Origin of the sequence: Mycetohabitans sp. B2 (assembly GCF_021733735.1) — a bacterium.
In the GTDB taxonomy this organism is placed as follows: Bacteria; Pseudomonadota; Gammaproteobacteria; order Burkholderiales; family Burkholderiaceae; genus Mycetohabitans; species Mycetohabitans rhizoxinica.
Window position 1 is genome coordinate 1 of record NZ_JAHKSP010000069.1, and the last position, 8317, is coordinate 8317.

The window sequence follows — 8317 nt, forward strand, 5'->3', positions numbered from 1 at the left end:
TGAACCGAAAAGCGGACATTTGAACTTAGCCAAAAGCGGACATTACAACGTAGCCGCTACACGCTAATAATGCGATAATATAGATTATGTAAATTAATCTATTCGCCAAAAATTACACGCGCAACGTATAGAGCGCTCGCCCGCAACCTGCCGCGTCGGCTCCGCTGCCACCACAGCCGCCCCGCCCCGCTCCGCGTGGGCAAACCCGCTGGTTAAGCAGCCCACCACCTACCGGGTCTGCCAACCGAGTTGATCGCGCGCATTGGTGACTATGTTCCCGTTCAAGACATGATGTCGTTTTCCACCGTCGATCGACGCACCTATCATGCAATGCAAACTAGGCGCCTGGTCCATCGCTATTGGCGGCGGGCAAACAGGCCACGAGTCGTGAATCAGTCAACCAGCTGCTCAATGAAATGGGCGGCACGCTCGCCAATCCAGCGCAGCATGCCGAACCCTTGGAAGTTCTCGGCGCCAGCTCAGGCACGAATCCAGAGCTCAAAAGTATGTCCGATTAACTGCGGAATCAGCGCGGGATGAATTGCTAGCAGCATCGGCAGCAACAACGCGACGACCAACGCCACGCGCTCAAAGGCACGCGCGCACAGCCCAAGCAATCAGCAAGCCAGCCAAGAGAAAACGCCAGTATCGCCAGCAGATATGTGCTCGCTTTACACGTTGGTGTCGAGACTGATGTCCCCCGTACTTTCCTCGCTAAGGCCGTCAACGGCGCCTGCCACGCGCACACAGGAGGCCGCTTGCAAAGCCCAGTACCGCCACGGTCGCCAACGCCTTGAAAGGTTTGTTCATGACAGTGGCACGCAGATCTTTTACCATGCCTTCGTAAGCCATTTGTATCGACGCCGTGGCTTGATGAAACTGGTCAGACAACTGATCGGCTTGGTTTGCAGCCTGATCGACAGCCTCGTGCGCCTTATCCGTGACCTTTTTCAATTCGCCTTCGCCCGACGCGTGACCAACGGTTTCTTGAGCCTTATCTGTGACTTTTTTGATACCGCTTTGGACCAAATTGTTCAACATGTTATCTCTCCATCAGTACTGGCTTTATGTAATAGCCCGGAGCGATTGGTTTGCTCCGGCAACCGGCCATACGCATAACATATATATGCGCAATGGACCGTGGCGCCGGTGCTGCCGCAATTTGTGTGCCTACCTACCTTAGCAACGGGCATCTACAAAAACCTCTTCATAAAAAACCTAGGAAAGAAGCACGCATTTTTCAAGATGGTTTGGTGCCGCATAGCGTCGAAAATTACGGATTAAACACATAAGGATGAAATACATGTTGCTACGTCAAGTAATTCTTTCCCTGGTTGGCAGCGCCCTTAGCAGTGGACCTTATGCAGCTTGACCTTGCTGGGCTGCAAACCAGTTTGCTTCATATTGCTTCATATTCTATGGGACTGACGTAGTTCAGCGTCGGACACAAACGGTGTGCATTGTAAAAGCACAGCCAGTCCATGACTTCATCCATTGCTGCACGCGGCGTGGTCAACTGCCCTGCATGCAGGCGTGCAACTTTCAGCGAGCCCCACAGGTTTTCGGTAGGCGCATTACCCCAACAATTGCCGCGTCGGTTCATTGACGAGCGTGTGTTATAGACCCTAAGCGTGTTTTGAAACAGGCTGCTACCGTACTGGCTGCCGCAGTCGCTGTGCACGATCATACCTTGGGATAGCGCCGAAACCATGCCATGCACAGCACATCCGTGACTACCTCCGTCTTCATGTGTGGCTGCATAGACCACCTCACTACCTGCCGCTACTTGCCCACGCACCCCGCGTGCAAGCAGTTCTTTGCACATGTGCGGCCAGCCATATTTGCTCTTGATTTGTGCATGGATGGCTCTGACGTATGCCAACGAGGCATCGCTGCTCATGCGGGTTTTATTCGGCCTGTCGCCGCTGTTCCGCTGCCGGCGCTAGGCTAGTGATAATTCTGACGTGTACTGTGCTCGCTTTGCCTGTATTGGCATGGCACTATCCGCCAAGAACATGGTGTTTACTGTTCATCGCTGTACTCAGCTTCCCGCTTTTAGCTAACCTACTGTGCGGCTTCGCTTCATATTGCGCCGTTTTCTTATAAACTGCCGAGCTTACCGATGGACTTTGATCTGAATGCCGCTTTGAACGACTACCAAGCCTACATGTGTGCATTGGAGTCGTGTCCGCAGCCTGCTGCGTCGGCACCCCCGCCGACATTGAAACCAGCAAGCGGTGGGCTGGCGAGCCCGTCGGCCAGCCGGCCCACGACCTATCATGACCTGCCGCCCGAACTGATTCAGCAGATCGGTGACTACGTGCCCGTCCAAGACGTGGGAAATTTTTCAGCAGTCGATCGTCGTACGTATCATGCGATGCACAGTCGGCGCGTAGTCTACCGCTACTGGCAACGAGCCAACCAAGCCGTCAGTCTCGCGTCAGTCAACCAGCTGCTTAAGGAGATGGACGGCACGCTCGCCGATCCGGCGCAGCACGTCGAGCCGATTGAGGCGTTGCGCCGGCGTTTGGAAGCGTTGCCGTATCGCGAGCAAGGCGAAGCCTTCAAGCGCATGTACGCGGCGGCGCAGCGTATTCCGAAGGATGGCGTGCAGATACAAAAAGTGCTGTTGTTGCACTCATTGCGCGATTTTCATTGGAGCCATCGGGATGAATTATTCGACTTCGCTTACGCGATGGCGCAGCGGCGTGCGCCCGAGGAGGATAATGTCTGGACAGAACTCGCTGACAGTTTAAGATTCTTGCTGTTTGGCTCAACTGAGTTTATCAAGCGTCGGCCACATTAACCTGCGGCTGAACCTGCATGCTTCGTTTATCCGGGGGATCCTTCGCGAGTCAGACAGGGCGATGTCAGTTGACCATCTACCTTCAAGTGGTGAACCGCCACCTCAAATAGGATTCACTATCGACCACCGGATACCCTTCTCTTCCATTAATGCAGGCGCCAGCACCTCATCCGTAATCCCCCGGCGAAGGCATCTCTGGAGGTAAATCGCCGTCAATCAATCGCCGTCAATCAAGCCGGGGCAGGCGCTAAGCAATGTGGTAGAAGGGTTGCGATGTCGTCGGCTCGGTGGATGGGCAATCGTTTGAGCACGTTTTTCAGATCGCGCCAGTCACCGAGGAACTGGCGAGCATGTTCGCCCGCGCGGCTATCGGCGAATTCATAGACCACGGCGCGCACGTGGGCGAACTGCGTTGTGGAATATGCCCATACGTATGCGCGCTGCCATTCAGCATGCGGATCTGATCTTGGTCGTGCAGGATGGGAAGATCGTAGAGACTGGCACGCATCGTAGTTTGCTGGCGCAACAGGGGGTTTATGCCGATCTTTGGTATAAACAAGCCCATTTGTCGGCACCCCCATCTGACTCTGTCAATTTGGCAGAAACCGCCGATCCGTAGAGATGATACTTAGCTAAACGTAGACGACTACGGCGAGGTACTGGGCTGGCGTGCGTTCCTGTAGACGCTTACGATCAAACTGACTGTCTCGCGGCCCACTTCTGCCAGGCCTTTTTGAGGCGCTCGGCAGTGATCAGCTCCACGCCGAGCACCTCGCTGACCGCCAGTGTGGTCTGCCCGGCTTCAAACAGCGCCGCGATGTAACTATTGCGCAGCGTCTGAGGACTGGTGCGCGCTTGCCGCCTATCGGCCACGCCGCAGGCGCGCACGATGGCCTCGGTTGCGCGCAGCGCGGTGACCGCGTGCATCGGGCGCCCGTCCCGCCCGCCAGGAAAGACCCATGCACTATCAACACCGCTGGTGTGCCGTTCGACTAACCAGCGCGCCAACGCCGACAGGGCAAAGGGTTCGGGCCGGGGCTGATGCGAGAAACGCGAGCCTGGCGAGGTGATGTGCATAAGCCGGTCCAACCCAATATTAATGCAGTTAACGGTCAATCTAAGCGCTTGCGATACTTTCAACCCCGCCCCCAGGAACGTCGCCACCAACGCACGGTCCCGTAAGCTGCACCAGCGCTCATAATGCGTGGCCGTCACCGGGGATAACAGCATGTCGATGATGTTTTGCCTTTCCTGTGGCGATAAAAAATCGGTGTCCTGGTTGCCCTTGACGCGCTTCCAGGTGGCTCGGCTGTCTCGTAACGCGCCCACAGCGGGATTGACGCTCCCGCTTTGTTGCGTACACGCATCGATATCGATGAACACGCGCTCAATCAGTTTGCGATAGCGCGCACGTTGGTCTCGATTCTCGCGGCTCAAGCTGGCCAGAAAGGCACTGATCGTGTCGGGCGTCGCCGCACTCAAGAGCAGGCGATGCGCCTGAAGGTAGCGTACGAACGCACGCCATTGGGCCAGATAGACTTGAGCGGACGAGGACCGCAAGGTGCGAGAGGCGCCACGCCCGGCTTGGCGAGCCAGCCAGGCTTCAAATGATTGAATGGGCGCGCGATCCCAATCGGTGCGCTGCTGGGCGGCAAATAGATCAGCCTCGGTCATGATAGACAGGGAGAGTGGGTGTCGATAGGTGGATGACTGTTAAATGCATAATCAGTATGCCGCGACCCGACATCCCAAGCAACGGGTACCCATCCATGGCCGCCGAGGCGATCCATCTTAGTCTGCGTTTAAAGTAGCGTCATCTTGGCACAGAAGGCTGTCGGCGTGCGCTGAGCCGCTGCCAGTGGCATATCCGCGAAGTTGCATGCTCGCACGCTATGGGGCGGTCATGCGCCATCATCAAAGTGGGATGGCAATACGCACGATTGCGCGCCTTACAGCATTGGAGCGGCGTACGGCTTGGCATTGAATCAACGCCGGTGGGTTCCCCGAGCGGGCGCAACGGCCACCAGCAGCCAGCAAGTTGGATCCCTATTGAGCGTATCTTGTCCAGTGCTGTCGTGAAGGCTGCCAAAGCATCCGTGTTGTAAGGTAAGCCGTGCAGCTTGCCTTGAGTGGTCGTCAGTGTCGTTCGATTATCACACTTGCGTCGAGTCGAGGCTTCGTTGCCCGATTGCTTGCCGGCTTCGCTGATGGGCCTTCAGCCGTAGGTTAATGTGACCGGCTTCTGAGCCAAGGCACACTGTCCTGGATTCGCGCCCGGGCTAGCTCGGAAAACTGGTTGGCTTCCATAAAGCGGGTGATCTCAACCACCGCTATATTCCATTGACGATCGTCTAAGTTACTTATCGCACCCTGCGCTCGAAGCCTGCTAAGCACATCGCATAAAGCGACTTCGCCCGCGCCATTCAGTAGACTCAAGCCCTGCTGCCAGACCCACTGTACCAGTGCATCGTCTAAACTGTAGGTACACGTTAGTAGGCCGAGTGCGACCTGCGCGCGCTGCGCTGGCAGTATGCGCAACAATGCCGGCTCCAGTAACTGGAGTTCGTGTGCGTGGTGTTCGCTCGGTAAATCCGTCAACCCCTCTGGAAGAGAGCTTAGCGCAACGCCCAACTGCTCGTCAGGCAGCGACAACGCCACATCACGCAGCTGCGTGTACTGTGCGAGCCGCTCCGCGTACGGCAAAACCCATATGAAACTTGCTAACATGCCAACCGATGCGCCTTGCACAGAGGGCGGAAGCTGCAACGCTTGTCCGTGCAACACCGCATACAGTCCAGGGAGGCGGTCATCGCTTCCACCAAAGTGAATCATTCGCAGACACAATACCGGAATCAGCTCCGCTTGCTCGGACACCCTCAAGGACGCAAGCCGAGCCACAAGCGCCTGATAACGCTCAACAAACTCAGCTGAGCCAAACAACAACGACTCCAAACTATCAGCGAGTTCCGTCCAGACATTCTCCTCCTCGGGCGCACGCCGCTGCGCCATCGCGTAAGCGAAGTCGAATAATTCATCCCGATGGCTCCAATGAAAATCGCGCAATGAGTGCAACAACAGCGCTTTTTGTATCTGCACGCCATCCTTCGGAATGCGCTGCGCCGCCGCGTACATGCGCTTGAAGGCTTCGCCGCGCTCGCGATACGGCAACGCTTCCAAATGTTGGCGCAACGCCTCAAGCGGCTCGACATGCTGCGCCGGATCGGCGAGCGTGCCCTCCATTTCATTGAGCAGTTGGTTGACTGACGCAAGACTGACGACTTGGTTGGCTCGTTGCCAGTAGCGGTAGACTAACCGCCTAGTTTGCATCGCATGATACGTACGACGATCGACTGCTGAAAAGTTTCCCACGTCTTGAACGGGCACGCAGTCACCGATCTGCTGAATCAGTTCGAGCGGCAGGTCATGATATGTCGTGGGCCGGCTGGCCGATGGGCTCGCCAGCCCACCGCTTGCTGGTTTCAATGTCGGCGGGGGAGCCGACGCAGCAGCTTGCGGACACGACTCCAATGCACACATGTAGGCTTGGTAGTCGTTCAAAGCGGCATGCAAATCAAAGTCCATCGGTAAGCTCGGCAGTCGATAAAAAACGGCGCAATACGAAGTGAGGCCGCACAGCAGGCTAGCTGAAAACGTGAAGCTAAGCATAGCGATGGACTGTGAACGCCATGTTCTTGGCGGATAGTGCCATGCCAATATGCGAAAGTTGTTACATCTTCTGTTGGCATCTCACGCTTTTGAAAAAAATGAAGATTCTGACGGGCTGGCGCGAAGCGCTGGAAGTGCTGACTCGGCGGGAGCAATTGCAACGCAAGGCGTGTTGCTATCTGGGGCTGAGTCGTCGGGTGGCAACCTATACGCTTAAGCAACCGCGGAAGGATCGGAGCGCGGCAAGCGACTGATTGCGGCCGCTCAGGAAATGCCGCGTTTGGGCTACCGGCGGATGTCGGCCTGGCTGGCGCTGGGCGAGTCGCGCGTGCGGCGAATGTGGCAAGCGTTGCAGCTCAACATTGCGCAGAGGTGTCCTCGCCGTCGTCGTTGTGGCAACGACATTGGCCTGCCCGTGCGACACAACCCAATTCGGACCAGATCAGCGCCGCTACCATTGACCGGCTGCTGCGTGACGTACGCGAACAGGCTTTATGATACCGCCTTCATGAACGAGACCGTATTCGACTTCTGCAAAATAGCGGGTATCGAGCTGACATGCTCACGTGCGCTTCGCTTACCACGCCAACAAAGACGTTGCTCCACCGTAGCACGAATCCACTTCCAAATAACTTATACGAAGCTAGACTTCAGCGAATGGGGTGACGCATTCCCTGACAACCGCATCCCCGATGCCGCCACCCTCGACCGCCTACTCCACGGCGCCTATCGCATCGTCATTCTTGAAAACCTTCGAAATCGCGTAACGAGGCCATTCCGAGTGGCCTCGTTACGCCGATCCGTGACACCATAAAATGTTCGGTGCCTCGAACAACGTCCGGATGGTGATTGCAACGCCGAAGCTAGCATAAATACGGCTAATGAGTCGGATAACCAGCAGTGAATGCCCTCCTAAATCAAAGAAGTTGTCATGAATCTGCACCGTTATAAGGGCCACGATAGCGAGGTGATTGTCGAGCAGGCGCGCGCCCAAAGCATGCAAGCCCAGATTCCGCCGTGCAAGTGCCGCAAGATGCCGCGGAACTACGATAAGCATTTGTACCGCCACAGGCATGTGGTTGAAAATGCCTTTCTTCATCTCAAGCCATGGCGTGGCATTGCCACCCGCTACGCCAAGCGCCTGGACTCATTTGTCGCTGCCGCACAGATTCGGTGCCCTACCCTATAGCTAAAAAATCTCGTAACGACACTATCTAGATTAAATTTTATTTAAATCGTTTTTCTTGCAAGAACGTGCCATTTTAGCGTTTTTTGTTTTATTTTTGTCGTTTTGAGTAAAGAGAAACTGCTTGGACTGCTCGTAATTCATGTCTATAGTTACCCCATTAACAAACTGTGCACGTGAGAGCGGGGCTTCATCCTCGTGCGCGGCGCAGGCCAGCGAAAAATGGGGTAATTCTTCGGCAGCAGCGACTGCCATTCCATAAAGGCGATGTTTGGAGTGAACACCGTGACAAAGTACCCTAATGTAGCTCGAACCACCTTGCCTCCTCACGCGAGGCGTCCGCTTTTTTTCTATCCTTCTTGCCTTCGTTTTTTTGGACTGTAACGCAAGGTTGCCTTAAGCGCGTCGCGCACCCAGGCAATGATTTCCATGAGCGTGGACATTGGTAAATTGTCCGCACCTGAGTCGACTATTATATTATCGAACCTTGCTAAGTTAAGGCGGCTTAACAAGGGAGTGAAAAATCTTTACGGTTTCAAATGGATCGGCAAATAACAAAACAGCAGATTTTAAAAGACCGTAATGAAGAAAGCTGCAGCTTCATTCCAAAAGGCCTTGCTCAGATTTACAAGTCGTTGCCATCTAAAATTCAACAATTA

General features: G+C 55.3%; 6 protein-coding genes and 5 pseudogenes. 4 read left to right on the forward strand and 7 right to left on the reverse strand.

What is annotated here, in order from left to right:
- Window positions 1–140 precede the first annotated feature (140 nt).
- A pseudogene (locus KPG66_RS15335) lies at window positions 141–470 on the forward strand (hypothetical protein); the annotation flags it as partial.
- 253 nt (window positions 471–723) lie between these two features.
- Here KPG66_RS15335 and KPG66_RS15340 read toward each other — a convergent pair.
- On the reverse strand, window positions 724–1041 hold the full coding sequence (locus tag KPG66_RS15340; protein ID WP_237071356.1) for a hypothetical protein: 318 nt from the start codon (window positions 1039–1041) through the stop codon (window positions 724–726).
- A gap of 318 nt (window positions 1042–1359) precedes the next feature.
- Window positions 1360–1942 (reverse strand): annotated as a pseudogene (locus KPG66_RS15345) (DDE-type integrase/transposase/recombinase); the annotation flags it as partial.
- A 180-nt stretch (window positions 1943–2122) separates the two neighbouring features.
- On the opposite strand from KPG66_RS15345, the gene KPG66_RS15350 reads away from it, so the two are divergent.
- Window positions 2123–2806 (forward strand): hypothetical protein, encoded by a 684-nt coding sequence (locus tag KPG66_RS15350; RefSeq protein ID WP_336886367.1) that lies wholly within the window; start codon window positions 2123–2125, stop codon window positions 2804–2806.
- Between the two features lie 326 nt (window positions 2807–3132).
- Here KPG66_RS15350 and KPG66_RS15355 read toward each other — a convergent pair.
- The 3 genes and pseudogenes from KPG66_RS15355 to KPG66_RS15370 all read right to left on the reverse strand — a co-directional run.
- Window positions 3133–3246 (reverse strand): annotated as a pseudogene (locus tag KPG66_RS15355) (IS66 family transposase); the annotation flags it as partial.
- Between the two features lie 253 nt (window positions 3247–3499).
- Window positions 3500–4480, reverse strand: a complete 981-nt coding sequence (locus tag KPG66_RS15365; RefSeq protein ID WP_237071357.1) for a tyrosine-type recombinase/integrase — start codon at window positions 4478–4480, stop codon at window positions 3500–3502.
- 552 nt (window positions 4481–5032) lie between these two features.
- Window positions 5033–6388, reverse strand: coding sequence for a hypothetical protein (locus KPG66_RS15370; protein ID WP_237071358.1), 1356 nt, complete (start codon window positions 6386–6388; stop codon window positions 5033–5035).
- Window positions 6389–6564: 176 nt separating this feature from the next.
- On the opposite strand from KPG66_RS15370, the pseudogene KPG66_RS15375 reads away from it, so the two are divergent.
- Window positions 6565–6907: pseudogene (locus KPG66_RS15375) on the forward strand (IS3-like element ISBcen23 family transposase); the annotation flags it as partial.
- Window positions 6908–7262: 355 nt separating this feature from the next.
- Here the strand turns inward: KPG66_RS15375 and KPG66_RS15385 are convergent.
- On the reverse strand, window positions 7263–7529 hold the full coding sequence (locus tag KPG66_RS15385; RefSeq protein ID WP_237071359.1) for a phosphopantetheine-binding protein: 267 nt from the start codon (window positions 7527–7529) through the stop codon (window positions 7263–7265).
- Here KPG66_RS15385 and KPG66_RS15390 point away from each other — a divergent pair.
- Window positions 7422–7661: pseudogene (locus KPG66_RS15390) on the forward strand (IS5/IS1182 family transposase); the annotation flags it as partial. The gene KPG66_RS15385 and the pseudogene KPG66_RS15390 sit on opposite strands and share 108 nt — an antisense overlap.
- A 30-nt stretch (window positions 7662–7691) precedes the next feature.
- On the opposite strand, the gene KPG66_RS15395 reads toward KPG66_RS15390, so the two are convergent.
- Window positions 7692–7913 carry a hypothetical protein gene (locus KPG66_RS15395; protein WP_237071360.1) on the reverse strand — a complete coding sequence of 74 codons (222 nt, stop codon included), beginning with the start codon at window positions 7911–7913 and terminating at the stop codon, window positions 7692–7694.
- Window positions 7914–8317: the final 404 nt, after the last annotated feature.